8 protein-coding genes are annotated in these 22,576 nt (G+C 68.2%); all 8 read left to right on the top strand.

Annotated elements, in window-relative coordinates; all coding sequences use genetic code 11:
* A partial coding sequence (locus ADBZ5N_RS08545; RefSeq protein ID WP_526257066.1) for a type I polyketide synthase occupies positions 1 to 3,723 on the top strand: 3,723 nt, incomplete at its 5' end.
* A gap of 5 nt (positions 3,724 to 3,728) precedes the next feature.
* Complete coding sequence (locus tag ADBZ5N_RS08540) at positions 3,729 to 9,125, top strand: SDR family NAD(P)-dependent oxidoreductase (protein WP_526257065.1); 5,397 nt, start codon at positions 3,729 to 3,731, stop codon at positions 9,123 to 9,125.
* Positions 9,122 to 14,572, top strand: a complete 5,451-nt coding sequence (locus ADBZ5N_RS08535) for a type I polyketide synthase (protein ID WP_526257064.1) — start codon at positions 9,122 to 9,124, stop codon at positions 14,570 to 14,572. The genes ADBZ5N_RS08540 and ADBZ5N_RS08535 overlap by 4 nt, the downstream gene beginning before the upstream one ends.
* On the top strand, positions 14,569 to 18,993 hold the full coding sequence (locus ADBZ5N_RS08530; RefSeq protein WP_526257063.1) for a type I polyketide synthase: 4,425 nt from the start codon (positions 14,569 to 14,571) through the stop codon (positions 18,991 to 18,993). Before ADBZ5N_RS08535 ends, ADBZ5N_RS08530 begins: the two co-directional genes overlap by 4 nt.
* Before the next feature lie 49 nt (positions 18,994 to 19,042).
* On the top strand, positions 19,043 to 20,059 hold the full coding sequence (locus tag ADBZ5N_RS08525; RefSeq protein WP_526257062.1) for an efflux ABC transporter ATPase subunit, DrrA-related: 1,017 nt from the start codon (positions 19,043 to 19,045) through the stop codon (positions 20,057 to 20,059).
* On the top strand, positions 20,056 to 20,868 hold the full coding sequence (locus ADBZ5N_RS08520) for an ABC transporter permease (protein ID WP_526257061.1): 813 nt from the start codon (positions 20,056 to 20,058) through the stop codon (positions 20,866 to 20,868). The genes ADBZ5N_RS08525 and ADBZ5N_RS08520 overlap by 4 nt, the downstream gene beginning before the upstream one ends.
* Positions 20,865 to 21,629 (top strand): ABC transporter permease, encoded by a 765-nt coding sequence (locus ADBZ5N_RS08515; RefSeq protein ID WP_526257060.1) that lies wholly within the window; start codon positions 20,865 to 20,867, stop codon positions 21,627 to 21,629. The genes ADBZ5N_RS08520 and ADBZ5N_RS08515 overlap by 4 nt, the downstream gene beginning before the upstream one ends.
* Positions 21,630 to 21,651: 22 nt before the next feature.
* Positions 21,652 to 22,576 (top strand): phthiocerol/phthiodiolone dimycocerosyl transferase family protein (locus ADBZ5N_RS08510; protein ID WP_526257059.1); only part of this gene is annotated, 925 nt, incomplete at its 3' end.

Genomic DNA, 22,576 nt, shown 5'->3' with positions numbered 1-22,576 from the left:
GCTGATGGTGATCGGGTGTTGGCGGTCATTCGGGGGTCGGCGGTTAATCAGGATGGTCGGTCCAATGGGTTGATGGCGCCGAATCCGGCGGCGCAGATGGCGGTGTTGCGTTCGGCGTATGCCGATGCGGGGGTGGATGTGCGTGAGGTCGACTATGTCGAGGCGCATGGGACCGGGACGTTGTTGGGGGATCCGATCGAGGCGCGGGCGTTGGGCACGGTGCTGGGTCGGGGGCGCGGTGTTGATGAGCCGTTGTTGATCGGGTCGGTGAAGTCGAATCTGGGGCATTTGGAGGCCGCGGCGGGGGTGGCCGGCCTGGCCAAAGCCGTCCTGGCGGTCAGCCGTGGTGAAATACCCGGGAACCGGGGCTATCGGAACCCCAACCCGCACATCCCGTTTGGGCAGCTCCGGCTCAAAGTCGTCGCCGAGTCGACACCATGGCCGAGTTCGGGACGGCGGATCGCGGGCGTCTCGTCCTTCGGGTTTGGCGGAACCAACGCGCACCTGGTCCTCGAGGAGCCCATTGGTGTTTCAGCTGAACCGGTTGGAAAACAAGAGAACTCGAGCGGTGCGTCGGCACCCGGCTCTGCGGTGACCACCTTGGTGGTCTCGGCCAAAACCCCGGAACGGGTGGCTGCCCTGGCCGGAACGTTGGCTTCATGGCTGGACGGTGCCGCGGCGCGCACCGATCTGGACCAGATCGCCCACACCCTCAACCACCACCGCACTCACTACCCGGTTTTCGCGACCGTATGCGCCCGCGACCGCCCGGCAGCCAAGGCGGCACTGGCCGCGTTGGCCGCCGGAACCACGGCGCCGGGCGTCGTCGCCCCCCATCCCGGCCGGTGCGGCGCGGGAACGGTGTTCGTCTACTCCGGTCAGGGTTCGCAGTGGGCCGGCATGGGCCGGAAGCTACTCGCTGATGAACCGGCTTTTTCCGCGGCCGTCGACGACCTGGAACCCGCCTTTGTCGCGAGCCTGGGATTCTCACTGCGACAGGTAATCGCCGGTGCTGAGGTGGTCCGCGGAGACGCGCGGGTGCAACCGGTGGTGATGGGCCTGCAACTGGCGCTCACGGCGCTGTGGCGGTCCTACGGAGTGCACCCGGATGCGGTCGTCGGGCACTCGATGGGCGAGGTGACGGCCGCCGTCGTCGCGGGGGCACTGACACCTGAGCAGGGATTGCGGGTCATCGCCGCTCGGTCTCGGTTGATGGCGGAGTTGGCCGGACCGGGCGCAGTCGCGCTGCTGAGCGCCGATGCCGCCACCGCCGAGACACTCATCGCCGATTACCCCGGGGTCGAGATCGCCGGCCTGCTCTCACCGAGGCAGACCGTGTTGGCCGGCCCGATCACCGCCGTCGAGGCGCTACTCGCCGCGGCCACCGCGGCAAACCGGTTCGCCCGCCGGGTCAACATGGAAGTGGCTTCCCACACCGCACTGATGGATCCGGTGTGCGAGGCGTTGCGCGCCGAGTTGGCCGACATAGTCCCGCGGAGACCCAGCATCCCGATGTTCTCCACGGTCGGCGACCCCACCGGCAGCCCGGATCTGGATGCGGGGTACTGGGCGGCGAATGTCCGCGAGCCGGTGCGGTTCCACCAGGCGATCAGCGCCGCCGCGGCCGACCACACGACGTTCATCGAAGTCAGCCCCAACCCGATTCTGACTCACAGTATCGATGAAACCCTCGGAGAACTTCACCACCACGCAGTGCCGACGCTGGTCCGCGATGCAGACGACACGGTGAGCTTTCACACCAGCCTCAACGCCACCCACACCGCCCATCCGCCGGTCACACCACACCCACCCGGACCACACGCCGCGCTGCCCGCCACCCCGTGGCGGCACAGCAGGCACTGGGTCTCTCGGCCGGCGAAGCGACGACCGACCGACCAGCCTGTCGAGCCCGCACCGTCCGTGGTGCCCGCCGAGTGGGTGTGCAGCCTGCAGTGGCCGGTGCAGCCCCTTGCTGCCGACTGCGCGGGAGATGCCGGCCAGAGTTGGCTGGTGATTGCCGAGTCGGCGATCGGAACCGAACTAAGCCGTCTGCTCGGCGGGGGCACTGGCGGGGGCACTGATGCAGCCGTTACCGTCGTCGATCCGGCGGAACTCTGCACCGACCCCGATGCGGTGATCGCCGAACTCGCCGGGACGACACACGTCCTCTACGCGCCGTCGAGTACCGGGCAGTCCTGGGACCCGGCATCGGCCGCGCAAATATTCAGCGCGGCAAGGAAACTGGTCGCCGCCATGGCCGCGCGCCCACTGCCCCCGACGCTGACGCTGCTGACCCGCAACGCTGCACCCATGGACGCCGGTGACCGTGCCAATCCCGCCCACGCCGTGCTGTGGGGGCTGGGCCGGACCCTTGCTCTGGAGCATCCCGAAATCTGGGGCCGTATCATCGACCTGGATGTGTCGGTGCCCGCGGCACTGGTGGCTGGGTGTCTGGTGTCCGAAACCCAGGCGGCCGGCACCGAGGATCAGATCGCCTATCGCGCCGGTGTTCGGCGGGTCGCCCGACTTCGCCGGGCGGCCGCCCCGGCCGCCCCGGTTCGGCTGGACCCCGACGGCAGTCACCTGGTCATCGGCGCGACCGGCAACATCGGTCCGCACCTGATCAGCTACCTCGCCGGCCAGGGCGCCCGCACCGTCGTGGCGGTGTCACGCAACCCGGGCTCGCGACTCGACGATGTGGCGAAAGCTTTGTCTCAGAGAGGCATTCGCCTGGTCGTCGTCGCCGCCGACGCCGCCGACCGCGCCGCGATGGGCGCTCTGTTCGACCGGTTCGGTGCCGACCTGCCCGCGCTGGCCGGGATCTATCTGGCCGCCTTCGGTGGCGGACCGGCGACGCTGGCCGATATGGCAGACGACGATGTGACCGCCATGTTCGGCCCGAAGTTGGACGCCGCATGGCTGTTGCACACACTGTCGCTGAACCATCCCGTCCAGCAGTTCGTCCTGTTCACCTCGATTTCCGGACTTCTCGGTTCACGGTGGTTGGGCCACTACGCGGCCACCACAACCTTCCTGGACACCTTCGCCTACGCCCGCCGGGCAGCAGGACTGCCTGCCACGGCCGTGGAGTGGGGCTGGTGGAAGTCCTTGGCGGACAACCAGTCCGACGCCGAACGTCAGGTCTCCCTGGAGTCCGGTCTGCTGCCGATGCCCGACGACACCGCGATCCGCGCATTGTCGGTGCTCACCTCCCCGCAGGCACCGGTGTGCTGCTCAGTGGTCGCGGCCGACTGGAACCGGCTCGCCGCCGCGTATCGCACCCGCGCGGCGCTGCGCATCATCGACGAACTGACCACCGAACCCGGTGCGGAAGTCGGCGGGACGACAACATTCCGGTCGGGGTTACAGGCCTGCGAACCCGTTGAGCGGCGCGCCATGCTGACCGAGCACGTCTGCGCTCTGGTGGCCGAGGCGATGGGGCTGTCTTCGCCCCACGAGGTCGACCACTCCGTCGGGTTCTTCCAAGCCGGGATGAACTCGTTGATGAGCGTGGCACTTCGCCGATCGCTGAGCGAATCCGTCGGCGAGGAACTCCCCGCCTCAGTGGTTTTCGATTACCCGACCGTCGCTGACCTGGTTGGTTACCTGGCCGTCAGGCTGCCCGAAACAGCCGTTGTCATCGACGTTGCCGACGACGTCGACGACTACGGCGAACTCGCTGAAGACGAACTGCTGCAGAAACTATCGGAAAGACTCAGCTAACCCCCATGACTGTCCCGTCAGCCCCGTCAGCGCCGCCGCCTGATCGCAGAGCGATCATCACTGAGGCGCTCCGCAAGATCGACGATCTCACCGCGCGTCTGGCGATCGCCGAGAAGGCCTCCACCGAACCGATCGCCGTGGTCGGTCTGGGATGCCGCCTGCCCGGTGGGGTGAGCAACACCGACGAATTCTGGACCCTGCTGCGCGAGGGTGCCAGTGGCGTCATCCGGGTTCCGGCCGACCGCTGGGACGCCGACGCCTACTACTCCGACGACCACACCGTTGCAGGCACGATCTGCAACCGCGAGGGCGGGTTCCTGACCTCCTGGCAGCCCGACGAGTTCGACGCCGAGTTCTTCAACATCGCCCCCCGCGAGGCTGCCGCGATCGACCCGCAGCAGCGACTGCTGCTCGAAGTCGCCTGGGAGGCGCTGGAAAACGCCGGAATCAACCCGCAGTCGATTCGCGGCACACAGACCGGTGTGTTCATCGGCCTGACCACCAATGACTACTACCACTCAGTGGCCGGCAAACTGCGCCGCGAACAGATCGACGCCTACATCCCGTTCGGGAACGCGCCCAACTTCGCCGCCGGGCGGTTGTCGTACTTTCTCGGCGCACGCGGCCCCGCCGTGGTGATGGACACCGCCTGCTCATCCTCATTGGTCGCAATCCACCTGGCCTGTGAAAGCCTGCGCCGCAGGGAAACCGACGCCGCCCTGGCGGCCGGAGTCAATCTCATTCTGAGCCCGGAGAACAGCATCGCCTGTTCACGATTCGGGATGCTCTCACCGGACGGCACCTGTAAGACCTTCGACGCCGACGCCAACGGCTATGTTCGCAGCGAGGGTTGTGGCGTCGTCGTCCTCAAGCGACTCCAGGACGCCCAGCGCGACGGCGATTCGGTGCTCGCGGTGGTGCGCGGATCCGCGGTCAACCAGGACGGAGCCAGCAGCGGTCAGACCGTCCCCAACGGCCCCGCCCAGCAGGCGCTGATGCGACAGGCGTTGCACGTGGCGCGACTGGCCCCCTCCGAGGTGGACTACATCGAGGCGCACGGCACCGGCACTGGTCTGGGCGATCCGATCGAACTGGACGCGCTGGCCGAGGTCTACGGCGACCGTGACGGTTCGGCGCCGCTGGTGCTCGGCTCGGTCAAGACCAACCTCGGCCACCTCGAGTCCGCTGCTGGGGTCACCGGCTTCATCAAAGCCGTGCTCAGCGTTGCCCACGCGCACATTCCCCGGCAACTGAACTTCACCACGCTCACCCCGCACGCGGGCCCGGGGGCGGCCCGCTTCGTCATCGCCGCCGAACCGATGGACTGGCCGGCGGTCAACCGTCCGCGCCGTGCGGCGGTGTCTTCCTTCGGGGTCAGCGGCACCAACGGCCACGTGATCATCGAGCAGGCGCCCCCGGTTGACGAAGCTGTCGATGACGCATCTGGGAACGAAACCGAACCGCCGGTGAGCACCCTGGTGGTGACCGGTCGCAGCCCGGCGCGGATCGCCGCAACCGCCGGCCGGCTGGCGGACTGGCTCGAAGGCAGCGACGTCGGATTGGCCGACGCCGCCCACACGCTCAACCATCACCGGGCCCGCCACCCGCTATTTGGCACCGTGGCGGCCGCCGACCGGGCTCAGGCCGTGGCGGGCCTGCGCGCCCTCGCCGGGGCGTACCCGGCTCCCGGTGTGGTGGCGCCGCACCCCGGTCCGTGCGGGTCGGGCACGGTGTTCGTTTATTCCGGTCAGGGGTCGCAGTGGGCCGGGATGGGACGCCGCCTGCTGGCCGACGATCCGGCGTTCGCGGCGGCGATCGACGAATTGGAGCCGGCTTTCGTCGAACAGGCCGGATTCTCACTGCGGGAGATCCTGCTGTCCGGGGAACCCGTCGTCGGCATTGATCGGATTCAGCCGGTTCTGGTGGGCGTGCAGTTGGCACTGACCGCGCTGTGGCGCGCCCACGGGGTGGTGCCGGATGCGGTGATCGGGCATTCGATGGGCGAGGTGTCCGCTGCGGTGGTAGCCGGCGCACTGACCCCCGCGCAGGGTTTGAAGGTCATCGCCACCCGGTCGCGGTTGATGAAGCGACTGTCCGGCCAGGGTGCGATGGCGCTGCTGGAATTGTCCGGCGCTGACGCCCTGGCGATGCTCGACGACTACCCGGATGTCACTGTGGCGGTGGAGGCTTCACCGCGGCAGGTGGTCATCGCCGGTCCGCCCGATCAGGTCGACGCGGTCGTCGCGGTGGTGTCTGCCCAAGACCGGTTGGCCCGGCGGGTGGAGGTCGATGTGGCCTCCCATCACGCGATCATCGACCCGGTGTTGCCGGATCTGCGCGCCGCACTGGCCGATCTGACACCCCAGCCGCCGACTATTCCGGTGTTCGTCACCACCGGTGATCGCGCCGAGGCCCCGACGCCGGTCTTCGACGCCGACTACTGGGTGGACAACCTGCGCAATCCGGTCCGGTTCAGCCGGGCCGTCGCCGCCGCGGGCGCGGAGCACACCTTCTTCGTCGAGGTCAGCCCGCACCCCTTGCTGAGCCACGCGGTCGACCAGAGCCTCGAGGGCGTCCATCACCACACCCTGGGCACATTGCTGCGCGACGCAGGTGACACCGTCACCTTTCGGACCAACCTCAACGCCACCCACACCGTGCGGCCACCCGTGGTACCGCATCCGGCCGAACCCCGTCCAGTGCTGCCAGCCACCCCGTGGCACCACACCCGGCACTGGCTGGACATCTCGGCCGCAGGATCCGGCCCGGACGCTGCGGCCGGGGGCAAGTCCGGGGTCAAGCCGGTGGCTTCCGCCGGCGCCGACTGGTTCCACGAACTGACCTGGCCGGTCTGTGACCTGCCCGCCGCCACCAGTGACAGCAGTTGGCTGGTACTTGGCGATGCCGGCGGGCAGGAGGAGTCCGTCGAACTGGCCGCGCTGCTGGGACATGGTTCCCGGGCGCTGGACATCACCGCCGCTGATGGCGCGGACCTCAACGGTGTCGACTACGTGGTGTACGCCCCGCAGGCCGGCGCCCGCATCGAGGCGGCCGACGGTTATCGGCTGTTCAACTGCGCCCGGCGGCTGCTCACCACCCTGGCCGGTATGCCGCAGCCCCCTCAGCTGATGATCGTCACCCGTAACGGTCAGCCGATCTTCGACGGTGACCGCTCCGATCCGGCGCACGCCGTGCTGTGGGGGATGGCCCGCACCATCCGGTTGGAGCACCCGGAGATCTGGGCCGGCATCGTCGACGTCGACGAGTCGACACCGGCGGAACTCCTGGCCGCAATGCTGGCAGCCGAAACCCAGCGGGGTGCCGATGATCAGGCCGTGTATCGCCAGGGTCTGCGGCACGTTCCGCGACTGGCCCGGCGCGATCTCCCGGCGCTGGCGCTCACCCGCTTCGAGGGCCACACCAGCCACCTGGTCATCGGCGCGACGGGAAATGTGGGGCCCTATCTGATCCGTCAGCTCGCCGAGATGGGGGCCGCCACCATCGTTGCGGTGTCCCGCAGCGGATTACCACAATCGGCGGATCTGGCCGCGGAACTGAAAGATCTCGGCAGCACGCTGGTCGAGGTTGCCGCCGACGCCGCCGACACCGAGGCGATGACGGCATTATTCGGGCGGTTCGGGGCGGACCTGCCGCCGCTGGATGGGGTCTACCTAGCGGCGCTGGCCGGCGGTGAGGCGCTGCTCACCGAGATGAGCGACGCCGACGTCAACACCATGTTCGGTTCCAAGCTCGATGCCGCCGTCGTGCTGCACCGCCTGACGCTGCGCACCCCGGTGCGCCGCTTCGTACTGTTCTCCTCGATCACCGGCGTGCTGGGGTCGCGGTGGCTGGGTCACTACACCGCGGCCAACACCTTCCTCGGCGGGCTGGCCTTCGCCCGGCGCACCCTCGGCCTGGCCGCGACGGTCATCGAGTGGGGGTTGTGGAAGTCCTGGGCCGACGCCCAACCCTCGACCAAGGCGGCCGGTCTGCTCCCGATGCCCAATGAGGTCGCCATCCGGATGCTGCCGGCGGTATTCAGCCCCGATGCAGGCGTCCAGTCCGTCGTGGTGGGCGCCGACTGGCAGCGACTGGCCGACGCCTACGGAATGCGGGCGCCGCTGCCAGTCATCGACCACCTGCTGGGCGGCGGGGGGAGCACCGACCTCGCCGGGGTGCCTGAGCCGGTTTTCGGAACCCTGCTGGGCGAAGAGGTGGACGCCGGTCCGGTACGCACCTGGCGCGCAGCGCTGCTACCCGATGCCAAACCGTATCCGCGAGGACACCGGGTCCGCGGCGTGGAGGTCGTCCCGGTTTCGGTCCTGCTGCAGACCCTTTGGGCTGCCGCCCACCAGAACGGGGCCTCGGTGCTGGGCGATGTCCGGTTCGAATACCCGATCGTCGCCGAAGGGCCCCGCGTCATTCAGGTCTGCACCGGAGGCGGGGATTCGGTCACGGTGTCGTCCAGCGCGGGGCCGAACACCCCTGCGGACCGCTGGACACGGCACTGCAGCGCGCGCATCGTCGACCGATTGCCCGACGAAAAAAACTCCGGTGCAACCGAATCCGTTTCCATCCCCGATGTGTCCTGGGACCAGGAGTCGATCACCGAACTGCAGCGCAAATCCGGTGTGGAGGGCCAGCCCTTCGACTGGACGATGGCCGGCTGTGAGCCGGTGCCGGGCGGACTTCGCGCCACTGTAAGCATCCCGGATGCCTCCGTTCCGGCGCTGGTGGACGCTGCAGTTCACCTGGCCCGCCTGCTGGACGGCTCCGAGGCGCTGATGCTGCCGGCCGCGATCGGAGCCGTCGCGGTGGGCGCCAGCATCGAGTCACAGACCGTCCTGGAGGTGAGCCGCCGCTCAGAGACCGGACCCGATCTGCTCGTCGACGTCACGGCGCGGACATCGGACGGCGCCGTCTGCCTTGACCTTCGCGGTCTGCGGTACGCCCAGGTGGACTCGGCGCCGATGGCAGCCGAAGCCGGACCACCAGCGGAGCCGGTCGACATCCCGGACTGGTCATCGATCACGCGCGAACAGGTCGTCGAGGAACTGCGGATCAGGCTGCGGGCGATCATGGCGCGCGAACTGGGGATGCCGGAAGCCGCGGTCGACTTCGACCGGCCGTTCCCCGAACTCGGTTTGGATTCGATGATGGCGATGACCCTGCTGCGCGACGCCAAGGCGCTGGTGCAGATGGAGTTGTCGGCGACGATGCTGTGGAATCACCCGACGCTCACCTCGTTCGCTGAGCATGTGGCCGGGCTGCTGACCCCCGAACCAGCCGATGAGGAGCCCGCCGAGGAAAGCTCCGAGGGCTCGTTCAGCGTGCTGGACGCGCTGTTCGACAGTGTGGAGGGCAGCACCCTGGAAGGCAGCCTGGAAGGTGAAGCCCGATGAAGACGACCTTCGACCGGATCGCGGCGATGACGGCCGACCAGCGCGGTGCACTGGCCGAACAGTTCGACAAAGCCTCCCGCATCGCCGGCGCCGAACCCATCGCGGTGATCGGTATCGGCTGCCGGCTACCTGGCGGGGTCACCGGTCCCGAGCAGTACTGGAGGTTCCTGGACGACGGCACCGACGGGGTGACGGTGGTGCCGGCGGATCGCTGGGACGCCGAGGCCTTCTACGACCCGGACCCGATGGCACCGGGTCGGATGCCGACAAAATGGGGAGCGTTCATCTCCGACGTCGAAGGATTCGACGCCGACTTCTTCGGGGTCTCGCCGCGTGAGGCCGTCGCGATGGATCCCCAGCAACGAGTCGCCCTTGAGGTGGCCTGGGAAGCGCTGGAGAACGCCGGACTGGCGCCGGACCGGCTCAGCGAGATCCGGGCGGCGGTGATGCTGGGCGTCTACTACAACGAGTACCAGAGCCTGGCTGCCGGCAATCCCAACACCATCGACGCCTACTCGGCGACCGGCAACGCGCACAGCGTCACCGTCGGACGAATCGCCTACCTGCTGGGCCTCCGCGGCCCCGCGGTGGCGGTGGACACCGCCTGCTCGTCGTCGTTGGTGTCGGTGCACCTGGCCTGCCAGAGCCTGCGCATGCGGGAGAGCGACCTGGCCCTGGCTGGTGGAGTCAGCCTCACCCTGCGCCCGGAAACCCAACTCGCCCTAGGTAAGTGGGGGATGCTGTCGCCGCGCGGCAAGTGCAACGCCTTCGACAGCCAGGCCGACGGATTCGTCCGCGGTGAAGGTGCCGGGGTGGTCGTACTCAAACGGCTCACCGACGCCGTCCGGGACGGCGACCGGGTGCTGGCGGTGGTGCGCGGTTCGGCGGTGAACCAGGACGGCCGATCCAACGGGCTCACCGCGCCGAATGCGCCTGCGCAGCGTGATGTGATCGCCCGGGCGTTGCGCTCGGCTGATGTCACTGCGGCGTCGGTGAATTTCGTCGAAACACACGGAACCGGAACGCCATTGGGTGATCCGATCGAATTCGACGCCCTTGCCGCGGTGTACGGCCGCGGTGACATCCCGTGTGCTCTCGGCGCGGTCAAGACCAACTTCGGTCACCTCGAAGCCGCCGCGGGTATCACCGGTCTGATCAAGGCGGTGCTCGCGTTGCGGCACTCCCGGATCCCGCCGAACCTGAACTTCTCCGAATGGAATCCGGCGATCGACCCGTCGGCCACCCGATTCTTCATTCCCACCTCGGCGGTCCCGTGGCCGGCCTCCGACGGTCCGCGCCGGGCCGCGGTGTCCTCGTTCGGTATGGGCGGCACCAACGCCCACGTGGTGTTGGAGCAGGGACCCGAACCGGTGCCGTCGCCGACCGGCGGCCCGGTGGTGACCACGCTGGTGATCTCCGGTAAGACCCCGCAGCGCGTCGCCGTGGCCGCCGGGGTGCTTGCCGACTGGCTGCAGGGCCCCGGCGCAGGCGTCCCGATGGCCGACGTCGCCGCGACCCTCAACCACCGCAGCCGCTACGGCATCGTCGCCACCGTCTCCGCTCGGGACCGCGACGAAGCGGTCGCGGGACTGCGGGCTTTGGCCGCCGGCCAACCCGGCCCCGGAGTAGTCGCCTGCCACGAGGCATCACCCGGCCCCGGCACGGTCTTCGTCTATTCCGGGCAGGGCGCGCAATGGCCGGGGATGGGCCGTCAACTGCTGGCCGACGAACCGGCGTTCGCCGCGGCGATCGACGCGCTGGAACCCGCCTTCGTCGACAAGGTCGGATTCTCGCTACGACACGTGCTGGAGGTGGGTGAGCCGCTGTCCGGTATCGCACGGATTCAGCCGGTGCTGGTCGGGATCCAGCTGGCGCTGACCGAATTGTGGCGCTCCTACGGCGTGGAACCCGATGCGGTCATCGGTCACTCGATGGGCGAGGTGACCGCCGCGGTGGTGGCCGGCGCTCTGACGCCGGCGGAAGGCCTCGACGTGATCGCCACCCGCTCCCGGCTGATGTCACGGCTGTCCGGTCAGGGTGCGATGGCACTGCTGGAACTCGACGCCGGTGCCGCCGAGCGACTGATCGCCGACTACCCCGAGGTGTCGGTCGCGGTGTACGCCTCGCCGAGCCAGTCGGTGATCGCCGGGCCGCCCGAGGCGGTTGATGAACTGATCGCCAAAGTCGACGCCCGCGGTCTGCTGGCCCGGCGCGTCGAAGTCGATGTGGCCTCCCATCACGCCACCATCGACCCGATCCTTCCCGAGCTGCGCACGGCACTGGACTACCTGAACCCGGCCGGGCCGCGGATCCCGGTGATCAACACAGCCGAATACCCCGGCAGCGCAACGATGTTCGGTGCCGAATACTGGGTGTCCAATCTCCGCAACCCGGTCCGGTTCAGCCGGGCCATCGGTGAAGCCGCCGCGGATCACAGCACCCTCATCGAGATCAGCCCCCACCCGCTGCTGACCCACGCGATCAACGAAACGCTGGGCCAGCGCAACGCGCGGGTATCGGCGACGGTGTACCGCGATCAGCCCGAGACGCTGACCTTCCACACCAATCTGGCCCTGGTGCGGCCGCCGGTGGACACCGAACCCGCCGGTCGCCGGGACCTGCTCGTCGACCTGCCGCCCACCCCGTGGCTGCACTCCCGGTACTGGATGCAGACACCCTCGGCGGGAGGGGAGTTCACCGGAACGCACCCGCTGCTCGGGCTGCATGTCGAACTCCCCGCCGGCGGCGTCCATGTCTGGCAGTCCGATGTGGGAACCGACCTCAATCCCTGGCTGGACGACCACAAGGTCCACGGCCAACCGGTCATGCCCGGTGCGGGATTCGCCGAGATCGCGCTGACCGCCGGTTGTGAAGCCTTCGGCCGCCCGGCCAGTGATCTGGAAGTGACCCGACTCGAGGTCGAGCAGATCCTGCCTCTGGCTGCCCGCACCAGGCTGACCACCCAATTGATCGGCGACGGCGACGGCGCGGCTCGGGTGGAGATCCACTCGCGCTCAGAGGCCGGGTACTGGAAACGCCATGCCGTGGCAAGCATTTCGGTCGTCAGCCCCGACGTGCCGGCCGCTGCGTCTGTGTCGGGGACGGCTGATGGCGGTACCGCTGTGTCGGCCGCTACGACTGTGTCGGCCGCTACGACTGTGTCGGCCGGTACAACGGTGTCGCCCAGCGACTTCTACACCGGGCTGCGCCGGACCGGCGCCCACCACGGCCAGGCCTTCGCCGCGCTGACCCGAATCGTGCGCATCGGCGATACCGCCACCCAGACCGAGGTCGTGCTGCCCGAAGAGGCGACGCCCTACCGCGGCGCCGTGCTGCACCCGGTCATGCTCGATGCGGCACTGCAGAGTCTGGCCGCGGCGATGCCCGCCGAAATCTTGGCCAAATCAAGCGAAGTCACCTACCTCCCGGTCGCCATGGAGTCGATCCGGGTCTTCGGGGATGTCGGCAGGCGGGCGCGTTGTCGCGCCGAACTGGTCAGCGTCGCCGACGGTGGCGACGCGGTGGGTCAGATCACCCTCACCGATGAGTCCGGCACCCCGACTGCCCAGGTCACCGGTGTTTACCTGCGGCGCATCCAGCGTCAGACCGTCCCACTGCCGTTGTCGCAGAAGTTGTTCCGATCGACGTGGGAGGAGACCCCCGCCCCGCCCGGCGGCGGGGCCAAGGGCAGCTGGTTGGTGCTGACCGACGGACCCGATTCGGCGGCAGCCGAATTCGCCGTCGGGTTCCTGTCGCGGGATCGTCGGGTGATCACCGCCGACCTCAACGACGAGTCCGAAGTGCAGAACGCCTTCGCCGAAGTCGCAGGAGACCCCGCCCGGCCGCCGGCCGGCGTGGTGTTCATGGCCGCCGACGGTCAGGACGGCGGCGACCTCGAGCAGGCACTCACCCACGCCCGGGAGATGGTCTGGTCGGTCGCGGCGGCGGTGCGCAGCATCACCGGCGGCTGGCACGGTAAGCCGCCACGGCTGTGGCTGGTCACCCGAGGGGGACTGGTCGTCAGTTCCGGTCCGGGTGGCCCGGAACCCGGTGATCCGGTGGCCGGCACCCTGCGTGGCGTGGTGCGGGTCCTGGCCTACGAGCACCCGGCACTGCAGACCACGCTGGTTGACCTGGACGCCGACGATGCTGCCGCGGCAGCGCTGACCATCGAACTGGGCGCGCCCAGCACCGATGATGTGGTGGCCTGGCGGGGTGGCCGCAGATTCGTCGAACGGCTTGCCAGGGCTGCCGAACCGGAACGCCGCACCGATGCCGTCGTCCGCGCCGACGGCTCCTACATCGTCACCGGCGGGCTCGGCGGTATCGGACTGACAGTGGCACGCTGGCTGGTGGACAGCGGCGCCGGTCGGATCGTTCTGAACGGACGCAGCGCCCCGTCGGCATCGGCCCAGGATGTGCTGAGCGAACTGGGCGCGCGGGCCGAGGTCGTGGTGGAACTCGGCGATGTCGCCGAACCAGGTGTGGCGCAGCGACTTGTCGCGGCGGCCGAGGACGGCGGTCGCCGGCTGCGTGGCGTCATCCACTCCGCAGCCGTTCTTAACGACGAACTCGTCGGTGGGCTCACCAAGGACAGCCTGGAGGCGATCTGGGCGCCCAAAGCGGTTGGTGCCGTGCGCCTGCACCAGGCACTGGACGAGAAGGGGACCGGCCGGAAACTGGACTGGTGGGTCGGCTTCTCGTCGATGGCCTCGCTGCTCGGTTCCCCGGGCCAGCTGTCCTACGCGTGCGCCAACGCCTGGCTGGATGCGATGGTGCAGTGGCGCAGAGCTGCCGGACTGCCGGCCACCGCGATCAACTGGGGTCAGTGGGCGGACGTCGGACTGGCCCGCACCATCAGTTTCAGCGTTCTCGACCCGATGTCGCCCGCCGAGGGGCTGGAGGCACTCGAAGCGGTCCTGGCCGGCGACGTCACCAAAATCGGCATCGCCCGGCTGCGTCTGGATCGGGCCGCCGAGGCCTTCCCCGAGATCGGTCTGCTGAGCTACTTCACCAACCTGGCCGCAGAACTGGATCTCACCGACGCCGACGACGACTGGGCCGGGCCCGACGCACTGCGGGAATTGGACCCCGCCGACGTCGACCGGGTCGTCACCGCCCGGTTGCGCAAACGAATCTCCGCCGTCATGGGCTTCTCCGGCGACGGCGCCATCGAGACCGACCAGCCGCTGACCGGCTTGGGTATGGATTCACTGATGGCGGTGCGGATGCGCAACACCGTCCGGGCCGACTTCGGCGTCGAGCCTCCGGTGGCGCTTATCCTGCAGGGTGCCACCTTGGCCGACCTTGCAGTGGATCTGATCCGTCAACTCGGCCTCGCCGAGAACACCACCGAACGCCCAAACGCTGTTCGAGATCGCGCACAACAACGTGCTGCCGCCCGCCAACAGGCCGCGGCACGCCGAAAGGTTAGACAACGACCGTGAGTCCCAACACTGGCTACACGACAAACCCGCCGCCGCCCAATGCGATCGCAATCGTCGGCATGGCCGGGCGGTTCCCGGGTGCGGCCTCGCTGTCGGAGTTCTGGCGCAACCTGCGCGACGATGTCGAATCCATCGTCGACCTGTCCGAAGACGACCTGATCGACGCCGGGGTAGGGGAGAAAGCTCTGGGCAACCGGTCCTATGTACGTCGCGCGGCACTGCTGCCCGGAATCGAGGAGTTCGACGCCGAATTCTTCGGGTTCACCCCGCAGGCGGCGCGCATGCTCGACCCTCAGCATCGGCTGTTCCTGCAAGCCGCCTGGCATGCGCTGGAGGACGCCGGCCACGACCCGGCCGACAGCGACAAAACGGTCGGGGTGTACGGGACAAGTTCCACCAGTGGGTATCTGCTGCACAACGTCATGTCGCACTACGACCCGGCCATGGTGATCGGTCAGGGGGCCAGTTTCGACATGGTCAACCTGTCGCTGTCCAACGACAAGGACCATCTGGCCACCCGGGTGGCCCACCAACTCAACCTCCGCGGCCCGGCACTGTCGGTCCAGACCGCCTGCTCCTCGTCCCTGGTCGCTGTGCACCTGGCCTGCCAGAGCATCCTCAACGGGGAGTGCGAGATGGCATTGGCCGGCGGTTCCTCCATCCGTATCCCGCACCACGTCGGATACTGGTACGAACCAGGATCGATGGTCTCGCCGACCGGACGTTGCCGCCCCTTCGACATCCGTTCGGACGGAACGATTTTCGGTAGTGGAGTGGGTGTCGTCGTGCTCAAGCCACTGCAGGACGCACTGGACGACGGAGACCGTATCCACGCGGTCATCAGAGGCTCTGCGCTGAACAACGACGGTTCGACCAAAATGAACTACGCCGCCCCGAATGCCGCCGGCCAGGCCGAGGTCATCGCCGAAGCGCACGCGGTAGCCGAGGTGGACGCCTCGACGATCAGCTACGTCGAGACCCACGGCACCGGGACACCGCTGGGTGACCCCATCGAAATCGAAGGCCTGAGGCAGGCATTCGCCATCTCCGAGCAGGACCGTCCCGGCCCCTGCTATCTCGGCTCGGTCAAATCCAACATCGGCCACCTGGAAACCGCTGCCGGGATCGCCGGACTGATCAAGACCATCCTGTGCCTCAAGCACCGGGCCATCCCGGCCACGCTGCACTACACCAGTCCCAACCCCGAACTGCACCTCGACCGGGGTCCGTTCGAGATCCGCGGCGAGGACGGTCCCTGGAAGTGGAAGGGTGTTTTGCGCGCGGGGGTGAGTTCGTTCGGCGTCGGCGGCACCAATGCCCACATCGTGCTGGAGGAGGCGCCCACCTTCGTCACCTCGGAGGCAACCCCAGGCCCACAGGTGCTGCTGCTGTCGGCCCGCACCGCTGAGGCCCTGGACGGTGCGCGGGCGGCGCTGGCCGCAGAGTTGTCCGACGCCGATGAGGTGAGCCTGCCGGATGCCGCCTACTCCCTGACCCGGCGGCGCCTGGAGCCGGTCCGGATGGCCGCAGTGGTCAATGACCAGGAGCACGCGGCAGCGGTGTTGAGCGCCGCCGAGAGCGACAACGCGTTCATCGGCGAGGCGCCCGCGATCGGTTCGGCGGATCAGGCCGACCGCGTGGTGTTCGTGTTCCCCGGCCAGGGTGCTCAGCACATCGGCATGGCGCGCGGTCTGCACGAGTGCGAACCAGTGTTCCGCGAGCATTTCGACGCCTGCGCGGCGGCGTTCGGCGCGGAGATGGGTTTCGATCTGCGCGCCGAGGTGTTCGACGGGACCGGGCGGAATCTGGAGCGCACCGACCGGGCCCAGCCGGCACTGTTCGCGGTGGAATATGCCCTGGCCAAACTGGCCGAGTCCTATGGCGTCCGCCCGGCGGCGCTGGCCGGGCACAGCATCGGCGAGTGGGTCGCCGGAACCCTGGCCGGCGTTTTCGACCTGCCGACCGCGGTGAAGGCGGTAGCGATGCGCGCACGTCTGATGCACGCCTCGGCCCGCGGGGTGATGGTGGCCGTCGCGCTGGGGCCGCAGGCGATCGCCGAGCATCTGACCGACGACGTCGATCTGGCCGCGATCAACGATCCCGGCAGCTGCGTCGTCGCGGGTTCCGAACAGGCCATCCGCGACTTTCAGGCGCGGCTGGCCGAGAGCGGCATCGTGGCGCGGCGGGTCCGAACCGCCCATGCGTTCCACTCGCGGCTGATGAACCCGGTGATCCCTGAGTTCACCGCCTTCCTGTCCCGGTTGGACCTGCGCGCGCCCACCATCCCGCTGCTGTCCAACGTCACAGGCGCCCAGATGACGGCGGCTGAGGCGACCGACCCGTCGACCTGGGCGCGCCAGATCCGCGCGACCGTCCGGTTCTCCGACGAACTCGACGTATTGCTCGATCACCCGGCCAGAGTTTTCGTCGAGGTGGGACCCGGTGGAGCGTTGACCGCTTCGGCGATGCGCCACCCCAAGTGGTCGGCCGAACACCGGGCTGTCCGGTTGATGCGCCACCAGGCCCAGAACCGCAGCGACCATGACACTTTCCTGCTGGCATTGGGCCAGCTGTGGGCGGCCGGTGTAGACGTCGACTGGACGCCGCGTGTCGGAGACCAGCCGACCTTGGTGTCACTGCCGGGATATCCCTTTAAGCGGCAACGACATTGGATCGACTACAACCCGGCCAACAGGGCGGCGACTGGATCCTCCGGTGCCACCGGGGGGCCTCCGTCCTCCGACGGCTCGGCGGCCCCGGCGGTCAGCAGCGCGTCCCAGATGGAAGCCGCCCTGCAGCGCATCTGGTCGCAGTGCCTGGGGATCGCCGGCATCGACCGCAACACCAACTTCTTCGAAGTGGGTGGGGACTCGCTGGTCGCGATCAGCGTCGCGATGACAGCGGCCAAAGAAGGACTCGACCTCAGCCCGCAGGACCTCTACGAGAACCAGACAGTCGCCTCGCTGGCCCGCGCGATCACCGCCCGATACGCCGAAGGCAGCCTGGCACGCCGCACGCGCGATGACTCCGCCCATCCGCCGGTTGCGCCCAACGTCGCCTACTTTCTGGAGCACGGCCTGCGTGACGTCGGCAGCTGGCGGGTGCCGCTGGTGCTGCAGCTGCGCCCCGATGTTCAACTTGAGGACATCCGCGCTGTGCTGACCGCGGTGGCCAATCACCATGACGCACTGCGGCTTCGGCTCGTCGAGCACGCCGGAACCTGGGATCAGCGGCTGGGCGAGCCGGAGGAGTTCTCGGCACTTGCCACCCGTTCGCTGCCCGAGGGGATCCAACCCGGCAGCGAGCAGGAACGCGAGGCGGTTATGGCTGTGCTGACCGAGCAGATGCGCGAACACCACCTGCTGGGCGCACCGCTGAACGCCACCTACGTCAACGCCGGCGAGCGCCGCTATCTGGTGCTCAGCCTGCACGGCATCGCCGGTGACCACGCTTCCCGCGACGTCCTGCTCACCGATGTCTTCACCGCGTTCGGCCAACGCCTGGCAGGCGACCCGATTCTGCTGGAACCGGTGAACACCTCGTGGCGGGATTGGCTGCACCGGTGCGCCGGACTGGCCATGCACCCGGCGGTGCTGGACAGTAGGGACCACTGGCTCAAGGTGGTCCGGCAGGCCACTTTGGGGGTGGCCGGACCCGCTCCCGAACCGCCCGACGCCGGAGACCTCGCCAGGTTGGCGTCGGTGCTCACCGCCGAGCAGACCGGCCTGGTCGACGACGCCCGACGGCGCCTCGCAGTGCCCCTGGACGACATCCTGCTGGCCGCACTCGGCCGAGCGGTCGGGGCCACCGTCGGCGACGGCAGGGTCGCCGTCGAACTTGGCGGTCAGGGCCGGTCGGTGCTACGGCCCGACGTTGAGGTCGGCCGGACGGTGGGCTGGTTCACCACCATCTATCCGGTTGCCATCCCATGTGCGACGCCCCGGCAGGCCAGCGCTCGCGAGATACTCGACGACGTTTCCGCAACCCTCAAAGCAGTGCCGCACTACGGAATCGGCTACGGCCTGCTGCGCTACGTCTACGCGCCCACCGCCCGATTGCTGGGTGCGGTTCGTCCGGCCGACATCTTCTTCTCGCATCTGGGCACCATCCCGGACTTGCCGTCGGGGCAGTCGCAGGACGCGCCGGTGCAGTTCGATTCCGACCTGGCCCTGCCGGTGCGGGAGGCGGTGCCGGGTCTCGGCCATGCGATCGAACTGCGGGTGTACCGCTACGCTGGGGTTCTGCACATCGACTGGTGGTACGACACCCGGCGACTCGGCCGCACCGACGTGGAATCGCTGTCCCGGCACTTCTCCGCAGCACTGCTGGAACTGACCACCGAGGCGATCGTCGAAACCGAGATCGAATCCGCCGAGGACGAATTGGCCCTGGTGGACCTGTCGTCGATCGACTCGGACTAGATGGACGCCACAACGCAGCACGTCACGACACAGGACATGAGAGACCGCTATGCACCGAACTGATGGGCCCAACACCGACCACGCCGTCGTCGTCACGGACCTCAAGAAGTCCTTCGGTTCGGTGGTCGCACTGCGCGGTATCAGCTTCGAGGTGAGCCGTGGCGAGGTGCTCGGACTGCTCGGACCCAACGGGGCCGGCAAAACGACCACCGTCGACATCCTGTCGACGCTGGCGACGCCGGACTCCGGAACAGCGATCGTCGCGGGTCACGATGTGCGCAGCGATCCGGCGGCGGTGCGCCGTTCGATCATGCTCACCGGACAACACGTCGCCCTCGACGATATGTTGACCGGCCGGCAGAACCTGGTGATGTTCGGCCGCCTGCAGGGCCTGAAGAAGGCGGAGGCCCGGTCCCGCGCAGCAGAACTGCTGGAGCGGTTCGACCTCGTCGATGCCGCCGACCGCAGCGTCAAGAACTACTCCGGCGGTATGCGTCGGCGCATCGACATCGCCTGCGGCCTGGTCGTCCGGCCTGAGGTGGTGTTCCTCGACGAACCCACCACCGGACTGGATCCGCGCAGCCGGCTGGCGATCTGGGACCTGGTGTCCGACTTCAAATCCGAAGGGATCGCCACCCTACTCACGACGCAGTACCTGGAGGAAGCGGACTCGTTGTCGGACCGCATCATCGTGATCGACCGTGGCACCATCATCGCCGAGGGAACCGCGGACTCGCTCAAGGAACGCACCGGCGGCACCTACTGCGAAATCGTTCCGCGGGATATGAAAGATGTACCGGCGCTGGCTGCTGCGCTGGGTTCGCTGCTGCCCGAGAAGAACCGCGCTGCGTTGACCGACGCCTCCGATCGCGTGTCGATGCCCGCCCCAGACGGGGCGAACACCCTGGTCGCCGCCCTCAACGCGGTGAGCGCCGCCGACATCGAGTTACTCGACATCGCTCTGCGGCGCCCGTCGCTCGACGAGGTGTTCCTCCGTCTGACCGGTCAGGACGGCAGCCCGGATGTCGGCGACGCGGTCACCCTGGACGCCGGAGCGCTGACATGACGGTCGGCGCCATCCCGCTGTCGGTCCGGCCGCGGCCGTCGACCCGCCAGCAGTGGTGGACCCTGACCACCCGGATGATCACGCCCACGCTGACCAACGGGGAACTGGCCACTCAGATCGTCGGCTCCATCGTCTTCACGGTCGGTTTCTACCTGCCGCTGAGGAACATCCTGGGCGCAGTACAGCCGATGAGCAGTTATGCGCAGTACCTGACCCCGCTGATCGTGGTGCAAGCCATCTTCTTCGCCGCGGTCTCCGCGGCATTCCGTTCGGCGATCGACACGTTGGCCGGCATCAACCGGCGGTTCCGCGCCATGCCGATGCCTCGGCTGACGCCGCTGTCAGCTCGCATGACGGCCAGCATGTACCGCTGCGTGGTGGCTCTGGCGGTCTCACTGGTGTGCGGGCACATCATCGGCTTCCGTTTCTACGGCAGCATGTGGGAGACCGTCGGATTCATCGGCCTCGCCTTGCTGATCGGTGCGGCCCTGGCGTTGATGGGCGACCTGATCGGCGTAGCCACTCGCAACCCGGAGGCGACGGCCCCGCTGCTGCTGGTCCCGCAGGTGACCCTCGGACTGGCCTCGGTGGGCCTGCAACCGGTGGAACGATTCCCGAGTTGGATCCAGCCGTTCGTGCGGAATCAACCGCTGTCTCAGTGGCTCAACGCGTTACGGGCACTCGCCGGAGATTCCACCCCGGCCGCACCGGCTGTCACCTGGTCGGTCGTCGGCCCGGCACTGGCCTGGGTGGCCGGTATTCTCGTGGTCTTCACCTGGCTGCATGCACGAGTGGCCCGCCGCCCATGAGTCTGATCAGCGAGACCTCGCTTCTCACCGCCCGGATCCTGCGGCGGTGGAGCAGCGACGCCGCCACCGTGGCCCAGTCGCTGCTGTTCCCGGCCGGTTTCCTCGTGGCTCTTAACGTCGTCCTCGGGGATGGGGTCAAACGGGTCACCGGCCAGAGTGCGCTGTACGGCAGCGTGCCCCTGGTGTCCCTGATCGGCGCGACCTCCGGCGCCATCATCGTCGCGGTCGGCATCATGCGCGAACGGGACGAGGGGCTGTTGTCCCGGTTCTGGGTGGTGCCGTCGCACCGGGCATCCGGCCTGCTGTCGCGGCTGATCGCCGAAGGAGTCCGCATCGTCATCATCACGGCCTTCGTCATGTGCGTCGGCCTGCTGCTGGGCTTCCGCTTCACCCAGGGCCTGCCGCAGGCCGTGGCCTGGCTATTCATGCCCGCCGTATTCGGTGTGGCCTTCTCGGCAGTGGTGATGACAATCGCCTTGTATGCCCAGAACACCCTGGTGCCACAGGCTACCGAGGTCATCGCGGCGGTGATGTTCTTCTTCAGCACCGGCTTCGTCCCGTTGGATCAGTTCCCGAAATGGTTGCAACCTTTCGCCGAACATCAGCCGTGCAGCTACGTCGTTGAGGCCATGCGCGGACTGGCGATGGGCGGACCCGTGGCCAAGCCGGTCCTCGGCACGCTGCTATGGTCCGCGGGGATCGCCGCCGTTATCGCCGTCCCACTGGCGGTCGGATATCGGAGGGCCAGCAGACGTGACTGATCGCCGGGGGGTGTAGCGCACCGTGTTTCCTTCATCGGCCATCCGCAAGCTCGCGCGCAGCGAGGAGATGTTCGCCGAGACCCAGAATTTCGTTGGTCTGGGCGCCCATGTCGAGGGCCCCGTCGACATCGACGCGCTGTCGGATGCCTTCGACCTGCTGCTGCAGTCACATCCCGTGCTGGGCGGACACCTGGAGAAAGATCCCGACGGCCGCTACGAGATCGTCCTGGATGACCTGCTGCACCCCGGTATCGAGGTGATCGAACTCGACGGCCCGGATGCCCAGGCTCCCGAACCGCTGTTCGACCAGAGCGCGTCCCTGGTCCACCTGCGGGTGATCGTGCGGGATGGGCAGGCACAGCCGACCTTCTACATCCATCACAGCCTCGCCGACGGCCACCATCAGTTCAGTCTGGTGGAGGAACTGTTCGCGACCTACACCGATCTGGTCACCACCGGAAAGTCCCGGCCGTTGATCGTGCACCCCGCGCCGGACCCGATGGAGAAGGTTCTCGCCGACCGCGGCGTGGAGCGCAAAGACCGTTCCGGACTCGAGCGCATGCTCGGAGCCATGTTCGTCTATGACCTGCCCGCGTCGCGTCGCGCCGCAGCCGACGCCAACCCCGCGGTGCCACAACGTGTCCCGATGGTCTCCTGCCTGATGAGCACCGAGGAGACCGAGGCCATCGTCAATTTTTGCCGGGCCAACAAACTGGGTTTGAACGGCCTGCTGTCGGCGATCGTGCTCACCGCCGAGTGGCAGATTCGCCAAACCCCCACCATCCCGGTTCCGTATGTCTACCCCGTGGATTTGCGCTACCTGCTCTCACCGCCGGTGTCGGCGACCGAATGCACCAACCCCGTCGGGATCGCCACCTACCTCGCTGACATCCGCCGCGACACCGACATCGTCGAATTGGCCCGCGATATCAACGACACCTTCAAGA

Origin of the sequence: Mycobacterium sp. (assembly GCF_044370595.1) — a bacterium.
In the GTDB taxonomy this organism is placed as follows: domain Bacteria; phylum Actinomycetota; class Actinomycetes; order Mycobacteriales; family Mycobacteriaceae; genus Mycobacterium.
Note: the sequence above shows the minus strand (reverse complement) of the source record. Positions and strands in the feature narration are given on the sequence as shown.